The following is a 26,210-nucleotide window of genomic DNA, read 5'->3' as shown; positions in this document are numbered from 1 at the left end:
AACAAAAGTGGAGAATGTCGAATGTCGCTGAATTACAACAGAACCCTTGCTGAGGTTTTTTCTGAGTCCTGTAAATCATATGCTGACAAAAATGCGTTCACATGTATGGATCGTACGCTTACCTATGCAGATCTTGATCGATTGTCCGGCCAGTTTGCCGCTTATTTGCAGCAGCATACGGCATTAAAACCGGGCGATAGAATTGCGGTGCAATTGCCGAATATTTTGCAATATCCAGTTGTGATTTTTGGTGCGCTGCGTGCGGGTATGGTTGTGGTCAATACGAATCCGCTGTATACACCGCACGAAATAAAACATCAGCTTAATGATTCGGGTGCAAAAGCCTTGGTTGTTTTGGCAAATATCGCAAAAAATGCAGCAGCGATTATCAAAGAAACCAGCGTGGAGCAGGTGATCGTAACCGAGCTCGCAGACTTGCATTCACCGCTCAAACGGATACTGCTAAATTTTGCAGTGAAGCATCTTAAAAAAATGATTCCGCCCTACGAATTCCCACAGCAAATTGAATTCAATAAAGCGCTCGCGTTAACCAATAAACCTTGGCAGCCGGTAGTGCAAACACCGGATGATGTTGCGGTTCTGCAATACACTGGTGGCACTACCGGCGTTGCCAAAGGGGCAATGCTGACCCATCGAAATTTGGTTGCTAACATGGCGCAGCTCAATGAACGGATGAAAAACGTTTTTCGTCCGACCCAAGAGTTATATGTTGCACCATTACCGCTCTACCATATTTATTCATTTACGATTCACTGCACTTCAGCAGTTGCATTGGGAAATCACAGCTTATTAATTCCTAATCCGCGCGACATTCCCGCATTTATCAAAACCTTGCAGGGCAAACCCTTCACATTTTTTGTTGGCCTCAATACGTTATTCAATGCCTTAATGCGTAACCCCGAGTTTCTTAAATTGGATTTCAGCAACATGCGTCTTACATGCTCTGGCGGTATGGCGCTCACGGCGGAAACAACAAAACACTGGCTGGGGGTAACTAAAGCACCTATCAGTGAGGGGTATGGTTTGACGGAAACTTCGCCAGTAGTTTCCAATAATCCGCTCGAAAGCGTTCAGTATGGCACCGTGGGGCTGCCATTGATTGATACCAACTGCAAAGTTATTGATGATGCAGGCAATACATTACCAACCGGTGAAGCAGGGGAGCTGTGTGTGCAAGGGCCACAAGTGATGAAAGGTTATTGGCAGCGCCCTGATGCCACAGCAGAAGTGATGGATGCCGATGGTTGGTTTAAAACTGGCGACATTGCCATCATTCAAGCTGATGGCTATATCAAAATTGTTGATCGTAAAAAAGACATGATTAATGTCAGTGGCTTTAAAGTATTTCCCAATGAGGTAGAGGATGCGTTAAGCGGTCACCCCGATATTGTGGAAGTTGCAGTTATTGGTGTACCCGATGGCGAAGGCAGTGAAACAGTAAAAGCCTTTATTGTTACCGCAAATGAGCAACTGACGATTGAGCAAGTGCGTAAATTTGCCAAAGAGACGCTCACAGCTTACAAGGTTCCACATCTGATTGAATTCCGCAAGGACTTGCCCAAAACCAATGTGGGCAAAATTTTGCGGCGTGAATTGCGTGATCAGGAACTGGCAAAAGCAAAACAAGCATAACGCAATAGGATTGTTTGACCCTTTATCTTAATTAGGAAATTTATTATGGAATCGCTGTTTGGACTTCTTACCAGCCCGGCTTTTTGGATTGCATTGGTATTACTCTACACACTGAAAAAGGGCATTCATTTTGTGCCACAAAATCGTGGTTACGTTATTTATCGTTTTGGAAAGTACACCAAAACACTTAGCTCTGGATTAAATTTTATTGTGCCATTTGTGGAGTCGGTTGAGGCTGATCGTAATTTAAAAGAACAAACATTAGTAATCCCGCAGCAATCCGCCATTACCAAAGACAATATTGCGCTGATGATTGATGGTGTCTTGTTTATTAAGGTAATTGATGCAGCAGCAGCAACAAACAATATTACTGATTACAAACTGGCATGTACCCAATTGGCAATGACATCGATGCGTAACGCTATTGGCTCTATGGAATTGGATGACTGTTTTCAAAACCGCTCGGCAATTAACGCGAAAATCCAGGAAGCAATGCAGTCGGCTACTGAGCCATGGGGATTAATTGTATTGCGTTTCGAGCTGCTTGAAATTTCAATTCCGCCATCGATCAAAGAAGACATGGAAAAACAAATGACGGCGGAGCGGCAAAAACGTTCGGCAATTCTGACCGCTGAGGGCGTTAAAATTGCGGCCATTACTACTGCAGAAGGCCAAAAGCAAGCGCGTGTATTAGATGCAGAAGCAGCCAAAGCTGAACAAGTGTTAGCAGCAGAAGCAAGTAAAGAGGCGCAGATTCTGGAGGCGACCGGTAAAGCAGAAGCTATTCGTTTAGTGGCGATTGCAGAAGCGGAAGCGCTCACAACAATTGGTAAATCAGCTGCAACTGACGAAGGACAAAAAGCGATTACATTGAATCTGGCACAGGGGGCAATTGCTGCGCACAAAGCTATCGCACATGAGAGCACGGTGGTGCTGACAGATGGCAAGACCAGTGACAACATCGCCAACACTGTTGCGCAGGCGATGGCAGTTTCTTCGTCGATTAATTTATCGCAGGCTTCACATAGATAATAGTGAGAGAAATTTATGAGTGGTTTGTTTGAATATTTTGCGCAGCACCAAGATCATCTTCTCTATACCATTGCCGGTATTTGTTTGGTATTGGAGCTCAGTGTGTTGGGTATGAGTGGCCCCTTATTATTTTTAGCATTGAGCTGCATGTTGACCGGGCTTATGGTAACGCTCGGTGTTATTAGTGGTTGGGAGCTGGAAGTATTAAGTGTTGGTGTATTAGCTGCACTCAGTGCTGCATTATTGTGGAAGCCACTGAGAAAATTCCAGAATTCCGGTGGTGGTCGTGATACCAGCAGCGATATGATTGGTAAAGTGTTGCCTGTTACCCAACGCATTACTCGCGATCAAGGTAAAGTGGCATATTCTGGAATAGATTGGCAAGCGCGCCTCGATGCTGCGTACACAGAACCTGTGGCTGTCGGTAGTCGCGCCCATGTTGTTGCAGTTGAGGGCGCATTGTTGCTTGTGAAGCCTGAATAATCGTGTTTGTGCGCTAGCAAAAAGCACCTCTAATGCAGGTGCTTTTTTATTTCTGCAATTTCAAAAAAGAATTATCTGCGCCATATCGCGCTATAACTGCTACTCTAAAAGCAGCAACAATGAACAATAATACTGGGCGACAAACAATAGTGATCAGATAACTTGTTGGTCAGTCAAAAGTATCAATCGATTGAATAGCTTATGAAAACAGCATTGATCTTATCCGGTGGCGGTGCTCGTGCTGCTTATCAAGTGGGCGTACTGCAAGCGCTTGCGGATGTATTACCTGACAGTTGTGAGAATCCTTTTCCGATTATTTGCGGTACGTCAGCAGGTGCTATTAATGCGTTGGCCATTGCTGCGCATAAAGGTAATTTCAAATCAGCGGTCAATGCACTTGCCTACATGTGGCAGAACCTTGATATCGGCCAGGTTTATTTACATGGTTGGAGCGATATTTTCAAGGGGCTCGGTTATCTTGGTCTTTCCTTGTTTAATGAAGGTATGGGGCGTCGTCGTCCGTTATCCTTACTCGATAATGCTCCGTTGTGGAATTTATTGGGTTCCAAAATTAATTTTGAAAATATTAACCATTCTATCGACAGCGGAAAGCTGCTCGCCGTCAGTGTTTCGGCGATGGGGTACACATCAGGTCACTCAGTTAGTTTTTTTCAAGGCGATCCGATGTTGCAGGGGTGGTCGCGTTATCGTCGCAGTGGCGTGGCGACACAATTGCGTTTGGAACATTTGCTGGCGTCATCGGCGATTCCCACCATTTTTCCAGCAGTGCGTATTAATCGCGAATATTTTGGCGATGGTGCACTGCGCCAATTAGCACCGATCAGCCCGGCGTTACATTTGGGTGCTGATGCATTATTTGTGGTGGGTGTGAGCGGCAATCGCAGTGCGCCTAAAGCAAATCGCCGTGTACCACACCGGCATTCGCCGTCGATGGGGCAAATCATCGGTCACTTGTTTAACAGTGCGTTTGTTGATGCACTTGAAGGTGATTTGGAACATATGCAACGCATGAATGAATTGTTGAAGTTGATTCCTGAGGATGTGCGTATGAGAGAAGGAATCCTATTGCGCCCGGTTGATAATATGGTTATCTCGCCCAGTTATCCTATTGATGGTATCGCTGGTCGCAATGTACGTTATTTGCCAAAAAGCTTGCGCTTTTTCCTGCGCGCCATAGGTGCGACAGCAAAGGGCGGTGGTGCAACTGCAGCGAGTTATTTATTATTTTCCAATGAATTTATCACTGAGTTGATGGCGTTGGGACGTGAGGATACTTTGGCGGAAGCGGATAATATCCGTGCATTTTTCGCCAAATAAGCAATATATTTTGCACAATAAAAAACGCCGCTATCAAGCGGCGTTTTTTATTGTGCGTAGTTGCAAAAAAGTATTAAGCGCGACGACGGAATAGAGGTAACGGTTGATCAACTGATGCCTGATAGTACTCCTGGAGATCAGTGAGTGACTTCACCGCTTCTTCCAGATTGGTTTCCGGGTTGGCAAATGCAAAGGCATTCACACCGCAGCGACGCAGGTAGCAGAGTTGGTCGCGGATAAAATTACCCACCGCGCGCAATTCACCTTTAAAGCCGTAACGCTCGCGCAGCAAGCGTGCGGTAGAAAAGGAGCGGCCATCCATAAACAGGGGGAAGTTAACCCCAATCACTGCAAAACGGTTAGCATCATTACCAATCAACTCTGCCGATTCATCACTATCAAACCACACACCTATATCTGTGCGATTTTGCAATTGATCTTTTTGCGCAAGCCATACTGCAACAGGAATCAGTACCTGACCCGCAGGTACTTCAACTGCTGCAACATCACCTTCACCTTTGGCGAGCAACGCCCAGATATTGTCAACGATAAGGCCATCTTTAATTAGCTTTGGCATAGACTTTCTCCTTGAATGGAGCGGCACCTATACGGCGATAGGTATCAATAAATAATTCTTCTGCGTTGCGGTTGGCAACATACACATCCACAATTTTTTGGATTACTGCAGGCATATCATCCGCACCGAAGGATGGGCCAAGTACATCGCCGAGCGAGGCGTCATTGCTGGCATTGCCGCCTAATTGCACTTGGTAAAATTCTTTACCGGATTTATCAACGCCGAGAATACCGATGTGACCTACATGGTGATGGCCACAGGCGTTCATACAACCGGAAATGTTCAGGTCGATATCGCCGAGGTCATACACATAATCCAGGTCTTCAAATTGACGTTGGATAGCCTCGGCAATCGGAATAGATTTAGCGTTGGCGAGTGAACAGAAATCGCCGCCGGGGCAGCAGATAATATCGGTGATGGTGCCAATGTTCGGCGTTGCAAAACCGGCAGCTTTACATTCTTGCCAGAGCGCAAACAACTCAGTCTTTTTCACATCGGCCAATACGATATTTTGTTCGTGTGTGGTACGCGCTTCGCCAAAACTGAATTTATCTGCGAGGTTGGCGATAACTTCCAGCTGTGAATCGGTGATATCACCAGGTGCAACACCGGTCGGTTTCAGCGAGAGGGTGACTGACGCATAACCAGGGATTTTGTGCGCACGCACATTGCGTTGCAGCCATTTGCCAAAGGCGACGCTGTCAGCAGCTTGTGCATCCACAGTTGCTTGCGCAGCAGCGTTATCGATTTGTTCGTAAGCTGGTGCAGTGAAAAAACCTTTTGCGCGTTGAATTTCTGCTTGCGTGAGCTTGTTGTAACCATCTTTCAAATGCTGCCATTCATCTTCCACTTTTTGTGCGAAGACTTCTGGTGTCAATGCGCGCACCAAAATTTTGATACGGGCTTTGTATTTGTTGTCGCGACGACCGAACAGGTTGTACACACGCAAAATCGCTTCGAGGTAAGAAAGTAAATCTTCTTCCGGCAGGAATTCACGAATCGCCACGCCGATAACCGGGGTGCGACCCAAACCGCCGCCCACATAAACTTTAAAGCCCGTTTCACCTTTATCGTTAAACACAACTTCCAGGCCGATATCGTGCACTTGGACGGCGGCGCGATCTTGCGTCGAACCCGTCACGGAGATTTTGAATTTGCGCGGTAAGAAGGCGAATTCGGGGTGGAAGCTGGACCACTGACGAATGATTTCGCAGTAGGGGCGTGGGTCAATAACTTCGTCTGGCGCAACACCGGCAAATTGGTCAGAGGTGGTGTTGCGAATACAGTTACCGCTCGACTGGGTACCGTGCATACCGACTTCCGCCAATTCGGCGAGGATATCCGGCACCTCGGTCAAGTCTGGCCAGTTATATTGGATGTTTTGACGGGTGCTGACGTGGCAGTAGCCTTTGTCGTAATGGCGGGCAATATGGGCAAGCTTGCGCAGCTGGGCAGAGTTGACCATGCCGTAGGGCACATTAATGCGCAGCATCGGCGCCAAACGCTGTACATAGAGGCCGTTTTGCAAACGCAGTGGCAAGAACTGCTCGGGCGGAAGCTCCCCTGCAAGGAAGCGTTCAGTCTGGCCGCGGAACTGGGCGATACGCTGGCGCAGAATGCTGTGGTCGTACTCGTCGTAGATATACATGGAGCTAGATACCTATCAAATAAAAGCCATCGGGATGGCAAATGTAAAGGCCATCACGGAATGGCGCTGTAGGCTGAAAATTAAGGCGCGCAGGATACAGGAAAAGCGGTGTTCCGGCGAGTATTGCGGCGGCACCATAACAGCAGGTAGCACCTATGTGAACAAACCTTTGCTACTAAGTTTGTTCCTGTAAGTTATGACACGCAAGTTCATTGGGCTGGTGCTGGTATCATGGCGTTATTGATTTTTTGCCTATCTACTATCGATTTCACTTATGCAAGCAGATATTGACCAATTATTTATCCTTCCGCCCTGTGACGGGGAGGTAGAAATATTGCAAAAAGAACAAGATTTCCTCCTGATCAACAAGCCTACACGCCTGCTCAGCGTGCCGGGACGCCATCCGCGAAATCGGGATTCGGTAATCAGCCGATTACTGCCCGATTATCCCGGTGCCGCTATTGTCCATCGGCTGGATTTTGATACGTCTGGGGTCATGGTAATTCCCCTCAATAAGCCAGCTCTTTCCGATATCAGCAAACAATTCCAAGCGCGTACTGTCAGCAAGCATTACACGGCGGTAGTTTCCGGGTTGATAGCGCAAGATGAAGGCACTATTGATTTGCCTATCGGGTCCGGGGAAGGCCCTAAATACAAAATCTGCCAAGCGACCGGCAAACCGTCAGTCACAGAATTCACAGTGCTTGGGCGCGACGAGCAAGCCCGAACGACACGTGTATTCCTGCATCCCATCACCGGCCGCTCCCATCAACTGCGCTTGCACTTACAGGCGATAGGGCACCCGATTTTGGGCTGTGAATTCTATGGTGGGGAATTTGCTACTGCAGCTGATCGGTTATTACTCCACGCGACAGATTTGCGGTTTTTACATCCTGTAACAGGTGAGGACGTTTTTATTGAGTCAGTTCCTGATTTTTAGGCGGCTTAATTTCCTGATTGTTCTTTCTTAAAGTACTAACGACATTTTCACTTTGCATCAATTTATGTAAAACCTCGTTAAGTTATCGAGTGCAAATATCAAATTGTTTGACAACGTTGTCCTATGTGCGGGAAATTGACAGCGTCAATCAACCACAAAGGATAACAACATGGGCCATCAACGACTTTTTCTCACCAGTATTCTCTCCGTCTCAATTGCAATTGTAGGCTGTGGTTCCAAAACGGATTCGTCAGTGCAACAAACTTCTTCGGCAGCGCAAGCGTCATCAATAGCGCAATCATCGCTAGCAGCTGCTCCTGCAACGGCTGCGGTATTTTTTGATGATTTTAATTATCCGGATCTTGCCGCATTTCATAGCAATGGCTGGAAAGTCAGAACAGAAACCGGCCATCCGGGGATCAAGGGGGCAACCTGGTCGGCAGAGGGATTATCTTTCCATACAGATATTCCCGAAACAGAAGCAGGCGCAGTGCGCATGAGTTCAGTTACCAATGGTACCGGCGAAAAAACCCGGCACACGCAATTTTGTCATGCACGTAAATATCGCGAAGGTACTTATGCTGCGCGCGTATTTTTCCGCGATGAACCGAGTTACGGGCCAGATGGTGATGAAGTCATCCAAACCATGTATGCCATTAGCCCGCTCAAAGCGCCTATGGATAAAAATTACAGCGAAACTGATTTTGAATATTTACCCAACGGTGGCTGGGGCGAAAATGCCAAGCCCGCAATGTGGACAACCAGTTGGGATACTTTCCAATTGGAGCCATGGACAAAGGTGAATGAGTTTACACGGCAAGAGGGCAGCTACGCCGGTTGGCGGACCCTGGTACTGACAGTTGCTGATAATAAAGTTACTTATTACGTCGATGGAAAATTATTCTCTGAACACACCAGTGCTGTGTATCCCGAGGATTTTATGTCGATCAATTTTAATTTATGGTTTATGCCCAAGGGTGCGGATGGTTCTTTAGGTCCGGTAGATTCGCCTGAAATGCGCGAATATCAGGAAGATATTGATTGGGTATTTTTCCAGGAAGGTGTGGCTATCAGCACCGCCAAAGTGGAAGCACAGATTGCAGAATTGCGCGGTAAAAAAGTGGCTTATGTCGATAATGTGAAAGAGCAAAATCCTGTTCTGCCATCGCCCTGCGGCCTTTAGTTATCGCTTCTCATGGCTTTCCTGCTAGCAGTTATGTGTTGACTGCAACGAATAGGTTTTGCATCGGACAGGGAGTTGTCTGATTATTCTTGTTCGATCACTTGTCATTTTACCGTTAGGCATTAAGATGCTCAGCTTCAAACGATAAGCGTCCGGCGCTGTGCAGTTATTCTCAACCTGCAGCGATGGTTTAACAGGTAAAGAATGCAGATCCAGGCCATTGATGAGCGTACTTTTTATCGCGGAGTGCTAGTGTTGCTTGCGCTCACCGGATTTGTGGGCACTGCTGCCAGCGTGCTGCACTATCTGGAACCTGCCCCAGAGCTGATGGATTTAGTTATCCCACCTTCGGTAGCCGTAACAAATCTGGTCCTGGCGATCTGGTTGATCTGCCGACCCAAAAATATTTTGCGTATTGTCTATTCCGCATTTGGAGTGGGTGTTGCGGCACTCTCGTTACCTGCATGGTATTACAGTCTGCGCGCGCATCAGGCTCCCGATATTCTTCTGATTGATATTTTCCCGCCCATCTCATCCTTCCTCATTATTTTTATTGTAGTGGTGATGGTTATGCTGCCGCCGCGGCGCGCATTTCCGATCATGATTGTCGCATGGCTGCTAAATGCAGTGCCGATCCTGAGCTATTTGTTGATTCACAAAGAGGAATTGTGGACACCGCGCGGACAGGAAATATTTATGAGTTATGGCTTGGCGATTTTGCTGTTATTGGTGCTGTTACCGTTTCAGCACCGGGCACGCCGGCAACTGGAGCGCTTACAACATGATAATTCCCATATGCATAATTTGGCCGAACGCGATGCATTGACGCAACAATATAATCGTTGGGGTGGCCAGCAATTGCTCGATGAATTTATGCGCAGCGGAACTGCTGGCAGCATCATTATGTTGGACATAGATCATTTCAAACTGATTAATGATACCCATGGTCATCTAGTTGGTGACCGTGTATTGCAGCAATTTGCAATGCGTGTAAGTGGAGCGCTACGCAGTGATGGCCACTTGATTCGCTGGGGCGGTGAAGAGTTTTTGGTATTGATTCGCGGGATAGCGGAGCGCGATGCATACACCGTCGCTGAGCGATTGCGTATTGCGATTAATAGTGATTTGTTTCCGCCGATCGGTAAGTTGACGGCATCGGGTGGTGCAGCATCGCGCAGGGATAATGATTCACTCGAGAGTTTAATTGCACGGGCTGATAAAGCCCTCTATCAAGCAAAATTAAATGGTCGCGATCAAATAGCTTGTGACTGATACTGTTATGCAGGATTGTGAATACTTCCTACAGGAAGTATTCACAACTACTCCTTAATGTTGGGCTGCTTCAGCAGCACCAATCCCCGTTTGCGAACGCACAAATTGTGCATCAAATGCAGCCTGTTCTTTTGCTGCAGAGGCTGATTTGTCGGTGATTGAAAAAAACCAAATACCGATAAACGCAGCGCTCACCGAGAAAATGGCGGGATACTTGTAGGGGAAAATTGCCTGCTTGAAACCAAAGGCATCGACCCACACGGTTGGTCCTATCACGACGAGTATTACCGCAGTAAATAAGCCCAGTCCGCCTCCTATAACGGCACCGCGTGTGGTGAGTTTACGCCAGTACATGCTCAACAGCAGAATCGGGAAGTTGGCGCTGGCGGCGACACAGAATGCAAGACCAACCATAAACGCGACGTTTTGTTTTTCAAACACAATCCCGAGCAATACGGCGATTACTCCCAAACACACAGTGGCGATACGCGATGCGCGAATTTCTTTTTTCTCGTCGCGCTCACCTTTTAACACCAGTGTTGCGTAAAGGTCGTGCGAGATCGCACTTGAACCGGCCAGTGTTAAACCGGATACCACAGCGAGAATGGTGGCGAAGGCAACTGCCGATATAAAGCCTAATAAAATATCGCCACCTAATGCCTGCGATAAATGAATCGCTGCCATATTGGCGCCACCAATCAATACACCATCAGTAAAATATGCAGGATTTTTCAGCAGCAAAATGATCGCGCCAAAACCGATGATAAACGTGAGGATGTAGAAGTAGCCGATAAACCCGGTTGCATAGAAAACGGAGCGGCGCGCTTGTACCGCGTCTTTCACGGTGAAAAAACGCATCAAAATATGCGGTAGGCCGGCGGTGCCAAACATGAGTGCGATGCCGAGCGAGATAGCTGAAATTGGGTCACTTACCAGTGTGCCGGGCGCCATGATGGCATTGGCTTTTGCATGCACTTTCACGGCTTCCGCAAATAAATTTTCAAAGCTGAAACCAAATTGCATCATCACCAGAAACGCCATGAGTGACGCACCTGACAGTAATAAAATCGCCTTGATTAATTGCACCCAAGTGGTAGCAATCATGCCGCCAAACGTTACGTAGAGTGTCATCAATACACCGACAATGATCACGGCAAATTCGTAGGGTAAACCGAATAGCAATTCAATTAATTTTCCCGCGCCAACCATCTGTGCGATTAAATAAAATATGACGGTAACCAGTGAGCCGCTGGCAGCGAGGATACGAATCGGTTTTTGTTGTAAACGAAACGAGGCCACATCGGCAAAGGTGTATTTGCCAAGATTGCGCAACGGCTCGGCGATTAATACCAACACGATGGGCCAGCCGACTAAAAATCCGATGGCATAAATTAAACCGTCGAAACCGGATGTGTATACCAGTCCGGCAATCCCTAAAAAGGATGCGGCAGACATGTAATCGCCCGCAATCGCCAATCCGTTTTGAAAACCGGTAATACCTCCGCCAGCAGCGTAAAAATCGCTCGTGGTTTTGGTACGGCCAGCCGCCCAGTAAGTAATCCCTAGGGTGACTACTACGAAGGCTAAAAACATTGCGACGGCTGTGGTATTTATCGAGGAACTGCTGGTTGCCTGCGCCCAGGCACAGGTCGCCATTGCAGACAGTAATACAGCGAGCGGAGCATGAAATTTCATGATTGGTCTCCCGCTTTTTGCACAATAGCGCGCGTCAAGGGTTCCAACACTCGGTTGGCGTAGTAGACATAAATACCGGTTATCACCATACAAAAAAGGATGACGCCCAAGCCGAGCACCATACCGATTGAAGTGACGCCGTCGCCGATTGGATTACCCAGTGCGGTGGGATTGAATGCGATAGTAAGAATCAAGGCGAAGTAGGCAACGATAGTGGCGAGCGATAACGGCCACATAATTTTTTTACGTGCGCGGGTCAGGGCCGCGTACTCCGGCAACTGCCGGATAGTTTCAGTATGCATGCTAGGTTTCCCTGTTTTTTGTAGATTATGGGGTGGACTTGGAGCAATGAGTGGTTCGCCGGTCTATGACGATTGCCAGATTTTCCACCCGGTGTTACTGATTGTGTTATCGCTGTTATGTATTGATTGTTATCACTGTTATGGATTGCTGCCAGAGCTGGCAGCGCAGGCGGATTCTAGCAGCCATCTTGGCGCTACAGGAATACTAGCGGGGATAAAATTCACAAACTTGCATACAAGGCAGGGGATTGATCAGATCCATCCTTTTTGGCGGGCGATGCGCGCGGCGTCAACACGGTTGGCAGCGTGCAGTTTGGCGATGGCCTCTGAGAGGTAATTGCGCACTGTGCCCTCCGATAAACACAACACTGTTGCAATTTCAGCGGTGGTTTTGCCTTCTGCTGCCAAACGCAGGGCACGGCGTTCTTTATCATTGAGTGGATCGCTTTCACCCAGCGCCATCATCGCCAGTTCACCGTCTATCACGCGCTTGCCATCCATGACTTTATAAATGGCTTGGATTAATTGTTCCGAAGGTGCATCTTTTAATAAAAATCCCGAAACACCCATATCAATTGCGCGGCGGATATAACCCGAGCGGCCAAATGTGGTGATGATAATGGTTTTGGTGGGCAGTTTTTGTTGCAGCACCCACTGCGCTAATTCAAGGCCGGAGCGCCCCGGCATTTCAATGTCGGTGAGTAAAATATCGTAGCTGTTTTGTTTCATTAGCAGCCAGGCGCGGTCGCCATCTTCTGCCTGGGTGATTTCAAAACCGTTTTCCATGCTGAGCAATGCGGCTAACGCACCGCGTACCATTGATTGATCTTCGGCTAATAAAATTTTCATGGATTATCAGGATTCCAACTGGTTAAGTTCATTGCGCGGCAATGAAATAATAAATTCACAACCTTTATTAATGGAAGATTGCAAATCTCCCATTAGTGCGTTCAGACGCTCTTGTATTCCTTGCAGACCATTGCCAGGTACTAGTGATTTCACTTCACCGTTGTCATGCATACGCACTAAAATTTTGTCGCAATTTTGTTGGAATTCTATCTTGCAGTGATTACCCTTGCTGTGGCGCAAAACATTTGTGGTTAACTCCGTTAAGGCCAAAATAATAGCGGTTTCAGCGCGTGGGCTCAGCTGGGGAATATCGCCATCCAGCTCCACGACAAAACCTTTTTGCCGCAACTTATCGCACAACTCCATCACTTCACCGGAAAGACCGCGATGTTTATAACCGGATACCGTCTGCCTAACCAAACTTAAACTATTGCGCGCAATTTGGTGCAACTCGGACAAATGTTGTTGCACTTGCTCATGCTTCTCCTGCTCCAATAACTTTTCTGCTAATTCTGCCTTAAGTGCAATGCTCGATAATGTATGCCCAAGGATATCGTGCAGGTCTCTTGCAATGCGCTCGCGTTCGGCAATAACTGCCAATTGTTCAATTTCCTGATGGCTTTTTTGCTGGCTAATGCGCGCTTCCATACGAAGCTTTTCAACATATCCAATAATGCCAATAGTGGCCAATCCCGAGAGCGCCGGAAATGCAAAGTAGGGGAATGGATAATTAAATTGGTAATGCATGGCAATAATAATCGCCACTAAAGCTCCGGTTATCGATAGCCAGATTTTGGTGCGATAAGTAAAACCAACCAAAAAACCTATATACGAAAAAAATGTGCTGGAACCGGGTGAGTATGGAGTAATAACAACAGCTAGTAGAACAATCGCAAGTACCGGTTTCCATACGTGTTGAGCTTTGAGAGTAATCGCCCATAAATACAGTGATACAAAAATACAATAAATGCCCACTAGCAAAACCTGGGCAAGTGCGCTGAAGGGCATGTAGTACACAGGCACAAAGTAATAAAGGCTGAAAACCAGCCAAATCCATGATTTAGCAGAATAAATAGAGCCTGCGCATTGTTCGGGGTGATGATTCATGGCGGTATGTCTGCGTGGTGGTTGTGATACAGGCCTATTATGTACCTGTTGTAGCTACAGGTGAATCCAGGCTGGTTCAATTAGCAACCAGTCTGGTTCTTCGGGGCTTCTTGCACCAGCCGCGAAAGTCACCAGTGTCTTGTGACAAATGTCAGTGAACCGGGGGGCCACAATTAAGAGCCATTACATCTCAATCCGGTGTGGGTGAGGGGGTTAAGAAACGCAAAAACCCTTGTTGTTTAGATTTTGTAATCCATTCTGTTCAGCGTTTTCTCATAGTGATAACAATAGGATCGATCATGAAGCAATCTGTTTTTTTTGCGATATTAATTATCGTTTGGTTGACCGGATGCAGCCATTTCCCCAGTGCAGACACTCCATCCGCTGAGCAGCTTTTACGGGTGCCCTATGTCAGTAGTGTAGATCAACTAAAACGCGATTATTTTGTGTATCTACCGCGTGGTTATGAAACGAAAACCGACAAAAAATGGCCTGTGATTTTATTTTTACACGGTAACGGCGAGCGCGGTAATGGTTTGGACGAGTTGGATTATGTCATCAGCCACGGTCCACTCTACGAGGCGTGGATACAAAAGAAAGATTTACCTTTTATCATCATTTCGCCACAGCTCCATATGTTCACTATGGGCAAAGTGCCCTACATTGCCAACCGCACCCGTACAAAAATTCCGCTGCGTTTACCTGAGGGTGTTCCCGCCTATGAACCTTTATTTGCAACCCCTCAATTGATGGAAACCGGTGAAGACATAAAAGATATGTCAGCAGTAGCGCCGTTATTACCTATGGGGTGGGAACAAGTAGAGCGGGATTTGTTGCAATTGATTAGCCATGTACAAAGAAGTTATCGCACTGACACTCGACGGCTGTATCTGACGGGGTTAAGTTATGGGGGCTTTGGTACTTGGTATATGGCGAGCAAACATCCCGATTTATTTGCGGCGGCGGTGCCTGTGGTCGGCTGGGGGCATCCGGATTTAATGGCACCTATCGCCAAAGCAAACCTGCCTGTATGGGCGTTTGCGGGCGGGCGCGATACATCTGTACCAAAAAAATTCTTTTATGCCGGAATAAATAAACTGGAGGAGTTGGGCGATTCAGAAGTCCTTTTCACCGTTCATGAGGATTTGGGGCATGATGCATGGAAACGAATCTATGCGAGCAAAGATCTTTATGATTGGCTGCTAGCGCACCAGAAAAAATAATCGTTGTTTGTATTACGGGTAAGAGTGGTCAAGTGCTTTTCTTCACAATCCCATTCTCCGCCCAAAATCTTCCCGTGCGTTTTACTTCATTTCGGATCGCGTAATTTTTTTTCCAGGTTTCCGGATTGTCATAAGCGCGCGGGTGATCCAGATGTAAACAGTTGACGCTGTAGCGCACTTGTTTCCCTTTCAATCCGTGGTTGTACAATCGCTCGCCCAATTCGCGATCCAAACCGCCGTATTGCATATCTTCATTAAAGCCGTTGCAGGCTTTGATATCAGATGTCCATGTGGAACTGTTCATGCCATTCCAGGTGGCTTTGGTCGGTGTGACTGCATTCAGTACCGCTTTGATGGTTTTATTTTTAATTAGCTTCCACAATTTATGGTTGGATGGTTGACCGGCTTTTTTGAGCCAATCGATATTAAAAATAACACCGCTGGCGATGTCGGCTTCGGTAATTGCCTCAGATACGGGTGTAGTTAATTTCACATAACCACCCGATAAAAAATAACCGGGTTGCGCCAGGGATTGATGAATACTAATAAAATCAGGTTCAGGCACACAATCGCCGTCGGTGAAAATTAAATAATCGCAATCAGTTTGTGCGATGGCTTTATTGAGTATCTGGCATTTTTGAAAGCCTTTATCTTCATGCCACACATGTTGGATAGTTAATTTCCCGCGCGCCTGAAAAAATTCAATAACGTCGCGTGTAGGCTGGCCAGACCCATCGTCGGCAATAATCACGGTAAAATTATTATGACGTTGTGCCTCATAACCAAATAACACGTTTTTGAGCCACTTGGGTTGGTTGTAAGTGGTAATGACTACGCCTATTTTTTGCGGTGTCATAACATAATTCCTGAGTTTAATTACTGGCTAATTGTTTTATGGGTGTGCAAGTAGTTTTTGTTGCAGTGCGTGCCATACGGCTTCGGCTTTAATGCCGCTCATGCAGGCTGGTGTATCGGTGCTATTTTCCGGCAGCCATTTGCAGTGGCGTTTATGGCAGGGCATGCACTCCAACTTTTCTGTTATCTGTAAATTCTGCGTGTGCTCGCCAATAAGCCCTACTTTTACTGGCGAGGTTGCACCATAGAGTGCAATAGTCGGTGTTTCCAGTGCGCCAGCAAGATGGGAAAAGCCGGTATCCAAACCTATAACGCCTGCAGCCTCTACTAATTTTTCAGCAATGGTAGTGATGGATAACCGATGCTCTGGCCTTGTTGCCTGCGGGCAGAATTCAATAATCTGGTCAGCGATGGCTTGTTCTTCCGGGCTGCCCCAAATAATTTCTACACTAAAACCGGCATCGATGGCGATTTTTGTTAAGGCTTGCCACTCACCGGTCGCCCAAAGTTTAGTGACCCAACTGGTGCCAATAATAAAAATTAATTTACGCGGGTTCTTGGCCACCTGAACAAAGTTTTGGTTGATGCCAAAATTCAATTTTGGCGTCGGAGTATAACCCAATGCCTTGCCCACTAATTGGCGAGTGCGCTCCACCGCATGCTGGTCTTTATCAACAATGTGCTGGCGCTTGTAAAACCAGTGAGTGACAGGCTCGCGCGCGGAGGTTTTTGCGTAGCCATCAATGCCGTGTCCTTTGGCGCACTTGGCGACTATCGCACTTTTTAACAGGCCCTGTACATCAATGATGTAATCGTAGGTGGTGTTGCGTACTGAATTGCGCCAGTCTTTAAATTCTTGCCAGTGTTTTTTAATGCGCGTTTTAACCCAGCGGCGCAGGTTAATTGGGATGACTTTGTGCACACCAGGGTGCCAATCTACAATTTCGCTGAAACTGTCTTCCACCACCCAATCAATTTCTGCATCTGGATAGTGCTGTTTTATATCGCTGATTGCAGGAAAAGTGTGGAAGATGTCGCCCATGGAGGACATTTTGATGAGCAGTATGCGCATGGACGAACTCTTCAATTAGGTAAGCAGTAACGCGGATTATTGATAGTTTTTGTACGACTTTTCTTCGATCAACTCTGAACCAAAGGCGAGGTTGATATCTTTTTTCACGGCCGCGCGTTTGTCGTTGGTGAAATACACGGCGCGCGCGAGCTGGATAAATTTATCGCTGAAGTCTTTGTCGCGTTCGCAATCGCGTATATCGTCTTCAATAATCCAGAGTTCCTGGTTGATATCTTTCAATGCTTGTTTGAGTGGTGCCAGTTTGGTTTGGCGAGCGGAATCTAACAGGCTGCTGACTTTATCATTGAGAATATTCAGTTCGTAGGTAACATTTTTCAGTTTGGTTGCATCGCCGATATTGACGGCTTTGATTTCCAAAATGGTGATCTTGTCGATTAATTCACCAAGGGAAATAGGGGCTTGGATAAGCATGGTTAGGTTCTCGGGGGGATTTTTGTGGCGGGGATTCTAACAAATAGAGGCGCCCATGGCGAATGGCCGCCCCCCATCTCCAGCCCCCCTTTCGGGAGGAGGAGCTATTTGAGTGATGGCGCCAGTTATTTGATGTTCAGTGCGAGCTCTTTTTCAGATTTGAGGTTGAATACTTTGCGCATTACCAGTGTGGCCGGGCAAAAACCGGTGAAGGATTGTTGAAACAGATTGGCGCCGATGAACACCGTGAACCATATAAAACCCGGATGAACCCATTGGGTGAGGGCAACGCTTAGCAGAACCATTAGACCGGCAAATGCGGTGAGTGCGCGTTCGGTAGACATGATGAATTCCTCGTATTGTCAGTGTTGTTAAGTGTGGTCACGTGCAACGCTGGTGTGGGTGGAGGGGTGCTGGCGATAGTGGTAAGCGTAGTAAACCACCGGGATCACCACCAATGTCAGCACGGTTGATACTAAAAGACCGAAGATCAGCGACACAGCCAAACCGCCAAAAATCGGGTCATCTACAATAAAGAAACCGCCCATCATGGCTGCCAGTGCGGTAAGGCTAATCGGCAGGGCGCGTACAGCGGCAGCGCTGATGGTCGCGTCCTCTAATGATTTACCGCTGCGTATTTCCTGTTGGATAAAATCCACCAATAAAATGGAGTTGCGCACGATAATCCCGGCCAGCGCAATCATGCCGATCATGCTGGGCGCGGTGAATTGTTGGCCGAGCAAAGCGTGACCGGGCATGATGCCGATAATCGTCAGCGGAATCGGCGCCATGATGATCAGCGGCACTGAGTAACTCTTGAACATACCCACCACCAATAAATAAATCATGATCAATCCGACGGAGTAGGCGATACCCATATCGCGAAAGGTATCCAGTGTCACTTGCAGCTCGCCGTCCCATTTCAGGCTCCAGTTGACCGGGTTTTCTGGCTGTGAATTTAAAAATTGGTCGATAACTTGCCCATCAATTGGCATCTCTTCGACGCGTTCATATATTGCCGCCAATCCATAGAGCGGGCTGTCGGTTTCACCTGCCACATCACCCAGTACATAAACCACTGGCAACAAATCTTTGTGGTGAATGGTTTGTTGGCGTTGGCTTTCGATAACCCGAGTGACTTCGCTAAGCGCGATTAAATTGCCATCGCGCGCGCGGATTTTTACTGCCAACACGCGCTCGAGGCTGTCCTTCTCTCCTGCGGGCAATTCGAGCCGAACGGGCAGGGCAACTTTTGCATTGGTAGTATGCAGATAAGAGGCATCTTCTCCCGCGAGTGCGGTGCTGATCGCGTTGGCGACGCTGGTTTGATCCACACCCAAACGCGCGGCGCGGGCGCGATCCACCGCGATTAACCAACGGGTTTGTGATGCTTCAATCGTATCGTCCACATCGACAACATCGGGCGTTGCTTCAAAGGCGGTACGCACCTGTCTGGCGACATCGAGCTGACGCTGGTAATTCATGCCGTACACTTCTGCCACCAGTGGCGATAACACGGGCGGACCGGGAGGGACTTCAACTACTTTGATATTCGCGTTCATGGTATTGCCAACATCCGCAATTAATTCACGTGCGGCCAGGGCAATTTCATGGCTTTTGCGTTCGCGTAAATGTTTGTCCACCAGGTTGACTTGAATCTCACCCATGTGCGGCGCGCGGCGCAAATAATTTTGCCGCACCAAACCATTAAAATTAATTGGCGCCGAGGTGCCCGCATACAATTGGTAGTCGGTGACTTCAGGAATGGTTTCCAGTTTATCCGCGAGCGCTTGCAATACCTTTTGGGTATTTTCCAGCGGCGTGCCTTCGGGCATATCCACCACAATCTGGAATTCGCTTTTGTTGTCAAAGGGCAACATTTTTAGCATCACGGCTTGCACGACTACTAAACCGATCGATGCGGCGATTAAACCGAGAATGCCACCAAGCAACCAAAGCCGTGCTTTTTTTCCGGCTTCGCGATTTAACAGCGGCGTCATAATGCGCGTAAAAAATGGCAGGAATTTATTGCCGTGGGATGTGTGTACATTCGCACCGGAGTTAACACTGCCGTGATCAACATGTGCAAATAAATGGCGATATAACCAAGGCGTAAACATAAAGGCGACAGCAAGGGAAATTAGCATGCCAGTGGACGCATTAATCGGAATGGGCAACATATAAGGACCCATCAATCCCGTCACAAATGCCATAGGCAGCAGTGCGGCTATAACGGTGAAGGTTGCCAAAATAGTCGGGCCACCTACTTCATCAACTGCACGTGGTATTGCTTCATTCAGCGATAATTTTCCCTGGCTCATGTGGCGATGAATATTTTCCACGACCACAATCGCGTCATCCACTAAAATGCCGATGGAAAAAATTAATGCAAAAAGTGAAACACGGTTGAGCGTAAAGCCCCAGGCCCATGAGGCAAATAGTGTGATCGCGAGTGTAACTATGACTGCTGCACCTACAACAGCAGCTTCGCGTTTGCCCAAGGTAATGAGCACAAGAATAATGACAGAGAGCGTTGCAAAAATTAATTTTTTTATCAGCGTTTGCGCTTTGTCTTCCGCCGTAGCGCCATAGTTGCGCGTTACATTCACATTGATCGCATCCGGCACACTCACACCGCGTAATTGTTCGACACGTTCAATCACTTGCTCGGCTACATCCACGGCATTTTCGCCCGGCTTTTTGGCGATGGATAAGGTAATGGCGGAATAACGACCGTTGGTTTTTCCATCTGTGTTGGGCGATGCAGAACCAAAGCCATGAGTGACATATTGTGTGGGTTGATCAGCACCTAAACTCACTTGTGCAACGTCGCGCAAAAATACGGGCGCGCCTTGGTAAACACCCACAACAAGATCTGCTACTTCTTCTGGAGTTAATAAAAAATCCCCGGCTTGCACCAGCATTTCGCGGTTATCGCTTACCATTGAACCTGCGGCTTGGGAGGTGTTGGCGGCGCCGAGTGCGTGGCGTAAATCATCCAGTGCCAAACCAAATGCGGCCATGCGTTCCGGATCAAATAATACCTGCACGACTTTATCGGAACCGCCGAGAATATCGATATCGCGCGTGCCGGGCACACGCTGCAATTGGGTTTGTAATTCGCGCGCAACACTCAATAAATCGTTATTAGTCGTTGCAACATCTTTGCTCCACAACGTTAGTGCGACTACGGGTACATCATCAATGCCTTTGGGTTTAATCAGCGGTTGGCCTACACCCAGATTGCGCGGCAGCCAATCGCTGTTGGCATAAAACGCATTGTACAAACGCACTATTGCATCGGTGCGCGGTTCGCCGACTTCAAAGCGCACGGTGAGTGTGGCCATGCCGAGTGATGAGGAGGAATAAATATGTTCGACGCCTTCAATCTCTGAAACGATTTGTTCGGCGGGATTGGTTACCAGTGCTTCCACTTCTTCCGGAGTGGCACCGGGGAAGGGAATAAACACATTGGCAAAAGTTACATTGATTTGTGGCTCTTCTTCGCGCGATGTTACCAGCACGGCAAAGATGCCGAGCAATAAACCGGTGAGTGCCAATAGCGGAGTAATTTCCGTGGTTAAAAATGCCCGTGCGATACGTCCGGAAACACCGAGTGATTGCTGAGTGCTGTGCGGGTCCATAGCTTATTGCCCCGCTGTGTGCAGATTTTTATAAGCATTTGCAGCGGCGATAGGATCAGCGGCAATTTTTTCTCCAGCAAATGCACCGGCGAGGACAGGATAGTTTTTATTACTGGTAAGCGATCCCAGGTTGAGTTGACGAAATTCCAGCGCATCTTCTTTGATCACATAAGCTCCGCTCACTTCTCCGCGTTTGCTAATGGCGCTCGCCGGAACTAACAATTGTTCCTGCTCGCCAGTGACAAATCCAATTTTCACAAAGGTACCGGGGAATAGTTGATGATCGCCTTCAGGTAAATTCACCAACACTTTAAATGAGTGGGTTTGTGGATCAGCACTCGGAGGGATGCGCAAATCTCCGCTGTCCAGGATTTTGTCATCTGTCAAATAAATACGTGCTTTTTTATATTTACGGACGGGGCCTATATGTTGCTGGGGAATATCCACCTGCGCACGTAATTGCTCGAGCGATAAACCGGTCATCAGTGCTTTGCCAGGAGCCACAGTTTCGCCCACATTGACTGCACGGCTTACGACAATGCCAGCATAGGGTGCGTAAATGGCAGTATAAGCGAGGTTCTGCTCGGCTTCGCGCGAATTGGCTTCAGCGGATTTAAATGCGGCTTCGCTTTTATCAAAATCTGCTTTCGCGATTAATTTTTTCGCGAGCATTTCTTGCATGCGCGTGTATTGCGCTTGAGCTTCGATAAATTGCGCTCTGGCGCTTGCCGCACGTGCTTTTTGTTCGGTGTCGGTAAAACGAATAATTAAATCGCCTTTGGCAACATAATCGCCCACATCCACGGGGATCTCCAGAATACGACCAGAGGTCTGTGCCGACACAGTGGCTTGGTTAATCGCTTCAATCACACCATCGTATTTTATTTCCTGAGCAGTAGTTTGGGGTTGCAACTGAATGCTGGCGAGTTCCGGTATTTTTTTCGGCGCTACAATTGCAGGCGATTCTTTGCTGCAGGCGAATAAGAAGAGTGCGCTGCTCAATGAAATAACGAGTGCGATGATGGGGGTCAAATTTATGCGTGCGAGTTTCATTAGAGTGATTTTCATAAAGGCTCCTTAATAAATTCGCATAACTCTTTACCGCAAGCGCGATTTGCTGGCACGGCTACGTCCATCAGCTTTGTTGGCCATTAAATCAAACAGGCGAATTCGTTGACAGCTCATGCTGCTAGCTCGATAAGCAATTATTCCACTGGGCAGTAAATAGATTGCAGTACGGTTATGACCTTTGTGGCTTCATCACCTTCCAGGCTGTAAAAAACCGTCTGTGCTTCTTTGCGTGTGCTCACTAAGCCTGCCTCGCGCAAGCTGGCCAAATGTTGCGACAATGCAGATTGGCTCAGCGGTACCTTTTCATTTAGTTCACCTACGGACATCTCGCCTCCCATCAGGGTGCAGAGAATCATCAAACGGTTTTCATTTGCCAGTGCCTTGAGCAGTGCGGCGGCATTCTGTGCATGTTGTTGCATGCCATCCAGACCGGCGTCTCCGCTAACGATCATATTCATTTTGCGTCTACCTGTTGTGGGTTTGATTTCATTATATTAGATAAATTTAAATTAGCAATACCTAAATTAGTCGTCTATGATTTAACTTGGGGAGCAGATTCCTGCAATTGGCCCCATGCCGCGAGTATTGTCACGATCAACGATGCTGAGGAGGTGTGCTATGGCTCATGTCGTATTTGTTGGAGCAGGGTTGGGGGGGATGGCGGGTGCTTATGAAATGCACGATGCCCTGGGTAAACATCACCAAGTTACTGTGATTAACGAAAAGGAAAATTTTCAATTCGTCCCGTCAAACCCCTGGTTGGCGGTGGGATGGCGTGAAGCGGAACAAATCAGCTTCCCGATTCGCTCTTATCTTGAAAAGAAAAACATCACTTTTATCGCCCAGCGGGTGGATGAAATTAACCCGGTCGATAAATACCTCACCTTAAATGACGGAAAGCGCGTGGATTATGACTATCTCGTCATCGCCACGGGCCCCAAGTTAGCCTTTGATGAAGTACCCGGCGCTGGCCCTCATGGCGGTTTTACCCAATCGGTCTGCACCTTGCCCCACGCCGAACATTCCTATGAGGATTATAAAAAGCTGGTAGAGAATCCCGGCCCTGTGGTTATTGGTGCTATGCCCGGCGCCAGCTGTTTTGGCCCGGCCTATGAATACGCCTTTATTTTGGATACTGCGCTCAGCCGGGCAGGCGTGCGCCACCGCGTACCTATCACTTTTGTTACCAGTGAGCCGTACATTGGCCATTTGGGTCTGGGTGGTGTGGGCGACTCAAAAGGCATGATGGAATCGGAGCTGCGCAAACGTTCCATTAATTGGATTACAAACGCCAAAACCACACGCATTGAAGCGGGAAAAATGTTTGTCGATGAAGTTGATGCGCAAGGGCAGGTGATTAAGCAGCACGAATTACCCTTTGTGCATTCCATGATGCTGCCCGCATTTAAAGGAGTGGATGCGGTAGCGAAAGTGGAGGGTTTGTGCAATCCGCGCGGTTTTGTGTTGATCGATAAACACCAGCGCAGTACCAAATATCCCAGTATTTTCGCGGCGGGTGTGTGTGTAGCAATTCCGCCGATTGAACAAACACCTGTACCAACAGGCGCGCCTAAAACCGGCTATATGATCGAATCCATGATGACCGCGTTGGTACACAATATTGCCGCGGAAATTAATGGTGAAGTTGCTGATTTTGAAGGTAGCTGGAGCGCATTTTGTCTGGCGGATATGGGTGACACCGGCGCTGCGTTTATCGCCGTACCGCAAATGCCGCCGCGCAATATCATGTGGTACAAGCAAGGTAAGTGGGCTCATCTCGGGAAAATCGCGTTCGAGAAATATTTCATCGCCAAAATGAAAACCGGCGTGTCCGAGCCCTTTTATGAAAAATGGTTGTTGGATGCAATTGGTCTGCGCCGGCTTGATAAAAAAATGCATCACTTCCACTGAGTGAAAAACTTTGCGCAGCATTTTGTCGCGCAAGATTTTATTGCAAAACGTCACAATGGTGCCGATGTTCGGTTTGAGTTACGGCTTTAAGCCAGGTAGCTTGAGGTAAGGAAGAGTAAAGCCGAAAAAGAGTCTTGATCCGGGAATTGGTATGGCGCGTAAAGCAACTATCAATTTCTCGAAAGGTGGCTCTAATGGAAGGTTCTTACAACTGGATGCTGGTTTTTGCATCTTATTGCGTGGCGGTGATCGCATCTTACACGGCAATTTATTTTGGTACCCGGGTATTCGATTTAAGCGGCCGGTCGCGCCGATTCTGGCTGGCGGCCGGAGCGCTCAGCCTTGGCAGCGGAATCTGGTCGATGCACTTTGTGGGGATGAGCGCCTACACCATGCCCATGCATATGCACATGAGCTTCAATGCAACTATGACTCTGCTCTCGTGGGTGCCTGCTGTGTTGGCATCGGCTTTGGCTCTATACGTGATTACTCTGCCGAAAGTGTCGGTGAAAACTATCGCGTCGAGTGCATTCATTATGGGAGCAGGGATTTTCGCGATGCACTACGGCGGCATGTATGCGATGCAAATGCATCCCGGTATTGAATACGACACGCTGCTGGTGATTCTTTCTGGCGTGATAGCGGTAGTTGCATCCGGTGCTGCGCTGGTGATTTGCCGCAAGGTGCGCGATGTCCCGCCCCAATATGCACTGGCCTTTAAAGTATTGGCGGCGTTGGTGATGGGCGCGGCTATCTGCGGCATGCACTATACCGGAATGGCGGCAGCCAGTTATCCGATGGGCGCGCAGAGCCACCCTGAAAATTTATTGCGCGGTGATTGGATGGGTATTCCTACAGCGATTGCTGCCAGCATTTTATTGCTGCTCGCCCTGTATTCCGCCTATACCGATTTTCGTGCAATGGAGCGCGCGCGTCAGGCAGAAAAAAATAAAAACGAATCAGCCCGGCAGGCGGCGTTTTACGATTCACTAACCGGCCTCGCGAATCGCAGCTTGCTGGAGGCGCGGGTGCTGGAAAAACTCACAGTGACTGATGCCAATAAAATCCCCGCTGCATTTATGCTTGGCTATTTTGAGTTGAGCGATTACCGCGATCTAAGCCAGCGTCACGGCGAAGCGTTTGCGCAGGCATTGATCAATTATTTTGTGGCTGAGTTGCAATCCCGGTTGGCGACTGCCGAGTTGATTGCACGTTACAGCAGCAACAGTTTTATGGTGATTATTCCCTCAAATGATCCGGTGATGTTGCAAGCATTGGTGCAAAAAATGGCCAGTGCGTTTAAAAGCTCGGTGGCGATCAGTGGCAAACTCACGTTATGTAAATGGAGTTTTGGCTTCAGTGAATACCCCAAGTCGGGCACTAACAGCCGCAACCTGATTCGCGCAGCACAGCGCGTTCGCTATACCTCGGGCGAGGAGCATCAAGAGGCTGCTTTGGAAGTGGTGTGATTTGGTCGGGTTCCTCACTGTTGTTTACTGTCAGAACGCCGGAGCGAACACTCTGGCGTTTTTTTATGCAGGATTTGTATGAGTATTTGTTTAGCAGTTTGTCCGAACTCCGCTAATTACGTCCCACCTACCTGTTTTATTTAGTGGCACAAGGCTCACAGCATGTTTCATTCTGAAATGGAGTGTGAATAAAGTCGCGTTTCGCTTGCTAAATTTGTTTCTTATAAACCCAAATTTACCCACGGGTTCGCATTTGTGATGCTCACTTAACGCCGGGTCCATAGTGGGACGACAGATTTTTCTCCGGCACTTAGAATCGCATTCGAGCTACTACATAAGCACTACTGAACCCGGTCTGTGGTGTTGCCAGAACAGTTGTGTTTATGAAACTCATCGCAGCAGTGAAGCTGAATCTAACGATTAAGGATGCAATTAATCAACCGTTGGTTCCCAT

General features: G+C 47.8%; 23 protein-coding genes. 10 read left to right on the top strand and 13 right to left on the bottom strand.

The genetic code is table 11. The features are described 5' to 3' along the window. The first annotated feature begins 21 nt into the window (after positions 1-21). The 4 genes from B4E62_RS06980 (at position 22) to B4E62_RS06965 (ending at position 4,506) form a co-directional block, all read left to right on the top strand. On the top strand, positions 22-1,653 hold the full coding sequence (locus B4E62_RS06980; protein WP_310073758.1) for an AMP-binding protein: 1,632 nt from the start codon (positions 22-24) through the stop codon (positions 1,651-1,653). A 45-nt stretch (positions 1,654-1,698) separates the two neighbouring features. Then, positions 1,699-2,685 (top strand): SPFH domain-containing protein, encoded by a 987-nt coding sequence (locus B4E62_RS06975; protein WP_310073760.1) that lies wholly within the window; start codon positions 1,699-1,701, stop codon positions 2,683-2,685. Positions 2,686-2,700: 15 nt separating this feature from the next. Further along, entirely contained in the window at positions 2,701-3,168 is a 468-nt protein-coding gene (locus B4E62_RS06970; protein WP_310073763.1) for an NfeD family protein, read from the top strand. Positions 3,169-3,369: 201 nt separating this feature from the next. Next, positions 3,370-4,506, top strand: a complete 1,137-nt coding sequence (locus tag B4E62_RS06965; RefSeq protein ID WP_310073765.1) for a patatin-like phospholipase family protein — start codon at positions 3,370-3,372, stop codon at positions 4,504-4,506. Between the two features lie 73 nt (positions 4,507-4,579). Here the strand turns inward: B4E62_RS06965 and B4E62_RS06960 are convergent, their stop codons facing one another. Both B4E62_RS06960 and B4E62_RS06955 read right to left on the bottom strand, forming a co-directional pair. Then, positions 4,580-5,083: a DUF934 domain-containing protein gene (locus B4E62_RS06960; RefSeq protein WP_331351591.1), complete on the bottom strand. Its 504-nt coding sequence runs from the start codon at positions 5,081-5,083 to the stop codon at positions 4,580-4,582. Further along, entirely contained in the window at positions 5,067-6,731 is a 1,665-nt protein-coding gene (locus B4E62_RS06955) for a nitrite/sulfite reductase (protein WP_331351590.1), read from the bottom strand. The genes B4E62_RS06960 and B4E62_RS06955 overlap by 17 nt, the downstream gene beginning before the upstream one ends. A gap of 274 nt (positions 6,732-7,005) precedes the next feature. Between B4E62_RS06955 and B4E62_RS06950 the strand changes: the two genes are divergently transcribed. From B4E62_RS06950 to B4E62_RS06940, 3 genes are all read left to right on the top strand, one after another. After that, positions 7,006-7,671, top strand: a complete 666-nt coding sequence (locus B4E62_RS06950; RefSeq protein WP_331351589.1) for an RluA family pseudouridine synthase — start codon at positions 7,006-7,008, stop codon at positions 7,669-7,671. 169 nt (positions 7,672-7,840) lie between these two features. Continuing rightward, entirely contained in the window at positions 7,841-8,854 is a 1,014-nt protein-coding gene (locus B4E62_RS06945) for a glycoside hydrolase family 16 protein (protein ID WP_310073771.1), read from the top strand. Positions 8,855-9,058: 204 nt separating this feature from the next. Beyond that, positions 9,059-10,126 (top strand): GGDEF domain-containing protein, encoded by a 1,068-nt coding sequence (locus B4E62_RS06940; protein WP_331351588.1) that lies wholly within the window; start codon positions 9,059-9,061, stop codon positions 10,124-10,126. A 54-nt stretch (positions 10,127-10,180) separates the two neighbouring features. Here the strand turns inward: B4E62_RS06940 and B4E62_RS06935 are convergent, their stop codons facing one another. The 4 genes from B4E62_RS06935 to B4E62_RS06920 form a co-directional block, all read right to left on the bottom strand. Beyond that, on the bottom strand, positions 10,181-11,821 hold the full coding sequence (locus tag B4E62_RS06935; RefSeq protein ID WP_331351587.1) for a cation acetate symporter: 1,641 nt from the start codon (positions 11,819-11,821) through the stop codon (positions 10,181-10,183). Further along, on the bottom strand, positions 11,818-12,123 hold the full coding sequence (locus B4E62_RS06930) for a DUF485 domain-containing protein (protein ID WP_331351586.1): 306 nt from the start codon (positions 12,121-12,123) through the stop codon (positions 11,818-11,820). The genes B4E62_RS06935 and B4E62_RS06930 overlap by 4 nt, the downstream gene beginning before the upstream one ends. A 252-nt stretch (positions 12,124-12,375) precedes the next feature. Beyond that, the gene (locus B4E62_RS06925; protein ID WP_133685314.1) at positions 12,376-12,972 is read right to left on the bottom strand and encodes a response regulator transcription factor; all 597 of its coding nucleotides are present in this window, start codon (positions 12,970-12,972) and stop codon (positions 12,376-12,378) included. Positions 12,973-12,978: 6 nt separating this feature from the next. Further along, the gene (locus B4E62_RS06920; protein WP_310073781.1) at positions 12,979-14,079 is read right to left on the bottom strand and encodes a sensor histidine kinase; all 1,101 of its coding nucleotides are present in this window, start codon (positions 14,077-14,079) and stop codon (positions 12,979-12,981) included. Between the two features lie 299 nt (positions 14,080-14,378). Here B4E62_RS06920 and B4E62_RS06915 point away from each other — a divergent pair, with 299 nt between their 5' ends. Next, positions 14,379-15,302: a prolyl oligopeptidase family serine peptidase gene (locus tag B4E62_RS06915; protein ID WP_331351585.1), complete on the top strand. Its 924-nt coding sequence runs from the start codon at positions 14,379-14,381 to the stop codon at positions 15,300-15,302. A 28-nt stretch (positions 15,303-15,330) separates the two neighbouring features. Here B4E62_RS06915 and B4E62_RS06910 read toward each other — a convergent pair whose 3' ends face one another. From B4E62_RS06910 to B4E62_RS06880, 7 genes are all read right to left on the bottom strand, one after another. After that, positions 15,331-16,158, bottom strand: a complete 828-nt coding sequence (locus B4E62_RS06910; RefSeq protein WP_310073785.1) for a glycosyltransferase family 2 protein — start codon at positions 16,156-16,158, stop codon at positions 15,331-15,333. Between the two features lie 36 nt (positions 16,159-16,194). Then, positions 16,195-17,229: a lipopolysaccharide heptosyltransferase I gene (gene waaC / locus B4E62_RS06905; protein ID WP_331351584.1), complete on the bottom strand. Its 1,035-nt coding sequence runs from the start codon at positions 17,227-17,229 to the stop codon at positions 16,195-16,197. Positions 17,230-17,265: 36 nt separating this feature from the next. Continuing rightward, positions 17,266-17,661 (bottom strand): DUF6165 family protein, encoded by a 396-nt coding sequence (locus B4E62_RS06900; RefSeq protein WP_331351583.1) that lies wholly within the window; start codon positions 17,659-17,661, stop codon positions 17,266-17,268. A gap of 125 nt (positions 17,662-17,786) precedes the next feature. Then, positions 17,787-18,005 carry a DUF2892 domain-containing protein gene (locus B4E62_RS06895; protein WP_310073791.1) on the bottom strand — a complete coding sequence of 73 codons (219 nt, stop codon included), beginning with the start codon at positions 18,003-18,005 and terminating at the stop codon, positions 17,787-17,789. 27 nt (positions 18,006-18,032) lie between these two features. Next, complete coding sequence (locus tag B4E62_RS06890; RefSeq protein ID WP_331351582.1) at positions 18,033-21,305, bottom strand: efflux RND transporter permease subunit; 3,273 nt, start codon at positions 21,303-21,305, stop codon at positions 18,033-18,035. Positions 21,306-21,308: 3 nt separating this feature from the next. Beyond that, on the bottom strand, positions 21,309-22,373 hold the full coding sequence (locus tag B4E62_RS06885) for an efflux RND transporter periplasmic adaptor subunit (protein WP_331351581.1): 1,065 nt from the start codon (positions 22,371-22,373) through the stop codon (positions 21,309-21,311). Positions 22,374-22,510: 137 nt separating this feature from the next. Next, on the bottom strand, positions 22,511-22,834 hold the full coding sequence (locus tag B4E62_RS06880; RefSeq protein ID WP_331351580.1) for a metalloregulator ArsR/SmtB family transcription factor: 324 nt from the start codon (positions 22,832-22,834) through the stop codon (positions 22,511-22,513). A gap of 160 nt (positions 22,835-22,994) precedes the next feature. Between B4E62_RS06880 and B4E62_RS06875 the strand changes: the two genes are divergently transcribed. Both B4E62_RS06875 and B4E62_RS06870 read left to right on the top strand, forming a co-directional pair. After that, positions 22,995-24,287, top strand: coding sequence for an NAD(P)/FAD-dependent oxidoreductase (locus B4E62_RS06875; RefSeq protein ID WP_331351579.1), 1,293 nt, complete (start codon positions 22,995-22,997; stop codon positions 24,285-24,287). 194 nt (positions 24,288-24,481) lie between these two features. Next, on the top strand, positions 24,482-25,756 hold the full coding sequence (locus B4E62_RS06870; protein ID WP_310073801.1) for an MHYT domain-containing protein: 1,275 nt from the start codon (positions 24,482-24,484) through the stop codon (positions 25,754-25,756). The last annotated feature ends 454 nt before the right edge of the window (positions 25,757-26,210 follow it).

Origin of the sequence: Cellvibrio sp. UBA7671, from assembly GCA_002483145.1 — a bacterium.
Lineage (GTDB): Bacteria > Pseudomonadota > Gammaproteobacteria > Pseudomonadales > Cellvibrionaceae > Cellvibrio > Cellvibrio fibrivorans.
This window is presented reverse-complemented; position numbering and strand designations above follow the sequence as displayed.

Excerpts from the sequence above, each read along its gene's own strand:
- B4E62_RS06980 (WP_310073758.1), top strand. The coding sequence starts at position 22 with ATGTCGCTGAATTACAACAGAACCCTTGCTGAGGTTTTTTCTGAGTCC.
- B4E62_RS06975 (WP_310073760.1), top strand. The coding sequence starts at position 1,699 with ATGGAATCGCTGTTTGGACTTCTTACCAGCCCGGCTTTTTGGATTGCA.
- B4E62_RS06970 (WP_310073763.1), top strand. The coding sequence starts at position 2,701 with ATGAGTGGTTTGTTTGAATATTTTGCGCAGCACCAAGATCATCTTCTC.
- B4E62_RS06965 (WP_310073765.1), top strand. The coding sequence starts at position 3,370 with ATGAAAACAGCATTGATCTTATCCGGTGGCGGTGCTCGTGCTGCTTAT.
- B4E62_RS06960 (WP_331351591.1), bottom strand. The coding sequence starts at position 5,083 with ATGCCAAAGCTAATTAAAGATGGCCTTATCGTTGACAATATCTGGGCG.
- B4E62_RS06955 (WP_331351590.1), bottom strand. The coding sequence starts at position 6,731 with ATGTATATCTACGACGAGTACGACCACAGCATTCTGCGCCAGCGTATC.
- B4E62_RS06950 (WP_331351589.1), top strand. The coding sequence starts at position 7,006 with ATGCAAGCAGATATTGACCAATTATTTATCCTTCCGCCCTGTGACGGG.
- B4E62_RS06945 (WP_310073771.1), top strand. The coding sequence starts at position 7,841 with ATGGGCCATCAACGACTTTTTCTCACCAGTATTCTCTCCGTCTCAATT.
- B4E62_RS06940 (WP_331351588.1), top strand. The coding sequence starts at position 9,059 with ATGCAGATCCAGGCCATTGATGAGCGTACTTTTTATCGCGGAGTGCTA.
- B4E62_RS06935 (WP_331351587.1), bottom strand. The coding sequence starts at position 11,821 with ATGAAATTTCATGCTCCGCTCGCTGTATTACTGTCTGCAATGGCGACC.
- B4E62_RS06930 (WP_331351586.1), bottom strand. The coding sequence starts at position 12,123 with ATGCATACTGAAACTATCCGGCAGTTGCCGGAGTACGCGGCCCTGACC.
- B4E62_RS06925 (WP_133685314.1), bottom strand. The coding sequence starts at position 12,972 with ATGAAAATTTTATTAGCCGAAGATCAATCAATGGTACGCGGTGCGTTA.
- B4E62_RS06920 (WP_310073781.1), bottom strand. The coding sequence starts at position 14,079 with ATGAATCATCACCCCGAACAATGCGCAGGCTCTATTTATTCTGCTAAA.
- B4E62_RS06915 (WP_331351585.1), top strand. The coding sequence starts at position 14,379 with ATGAAGCAATCTGTTTTTTTTGCGATATTAATTATCGTTTGGTTGACC.
- B4E62_RS06910 (WP_310073785.1), bottom strand. The coding sequence starts at position 16,158 with ATGACACCGCAAAAAATAGGCGTAGTCATTACCACTTACAACCAACCC.
- waaC (WP_331351584.1), bottom strand. The coding sequence starts at position 17,229 with ATGCGCATACTGCTCATCAAAATGTCCTCCATGGGCGACATCTTCCAC.
- B4E62_RS06900 (WP_331351583.1), bottom strand. The coding sequence starts at position 17,661 with ATGCTTATCCAAGCCCCTATTTCCCTTGGTGAATTAATCGACAAGATC.
- B4E62_RS06895 (WP_310073791.1), bottom strand. The coding sequence starts at position 18,005 with ATGTCTACCGAACGCGCACTCACCGCATTTGCCGGTCTAATGGTTCTG.
- B4E62_RS06890 (WP_331351582.1), bottom strand. The coding sequence starts at position 21,305 with ATGGACCCGCACAGCACTCAGCAATCACTCGGTGTTTCCGGACGTATC.
- B4E62_RS06885 (WP_331351581.1), bottom strand. The coding sequence starts at position 22,373 with ATGAAAATCACTCTAATGAAACTCGCACGCATAAATTTGACCCCCATC.
- B4E62_RS06880 (WP_331351580.1), bottom strand. The coding sequence starts at position 22,834 with ATGAATATGATCGTTAGCGGAGACGCCGGTCTGGATGGCATGCAACAA.
- B4E62_RS06875 (WP_331351579.1), top strand. The coding sequence starts at position 22,995 with ATGGCTCATGTCGTATTTGTTGGAGCAGGGTTGGGGGGGATGGCGGGT.
- B4E62_RS06870 (WP_310073801.1), top strand. The coding sequence starts at position 24,482 with ATGGAAGGTTCTTACAACTGGATGCTGGTTTTTGCATCTTATTGCGTG.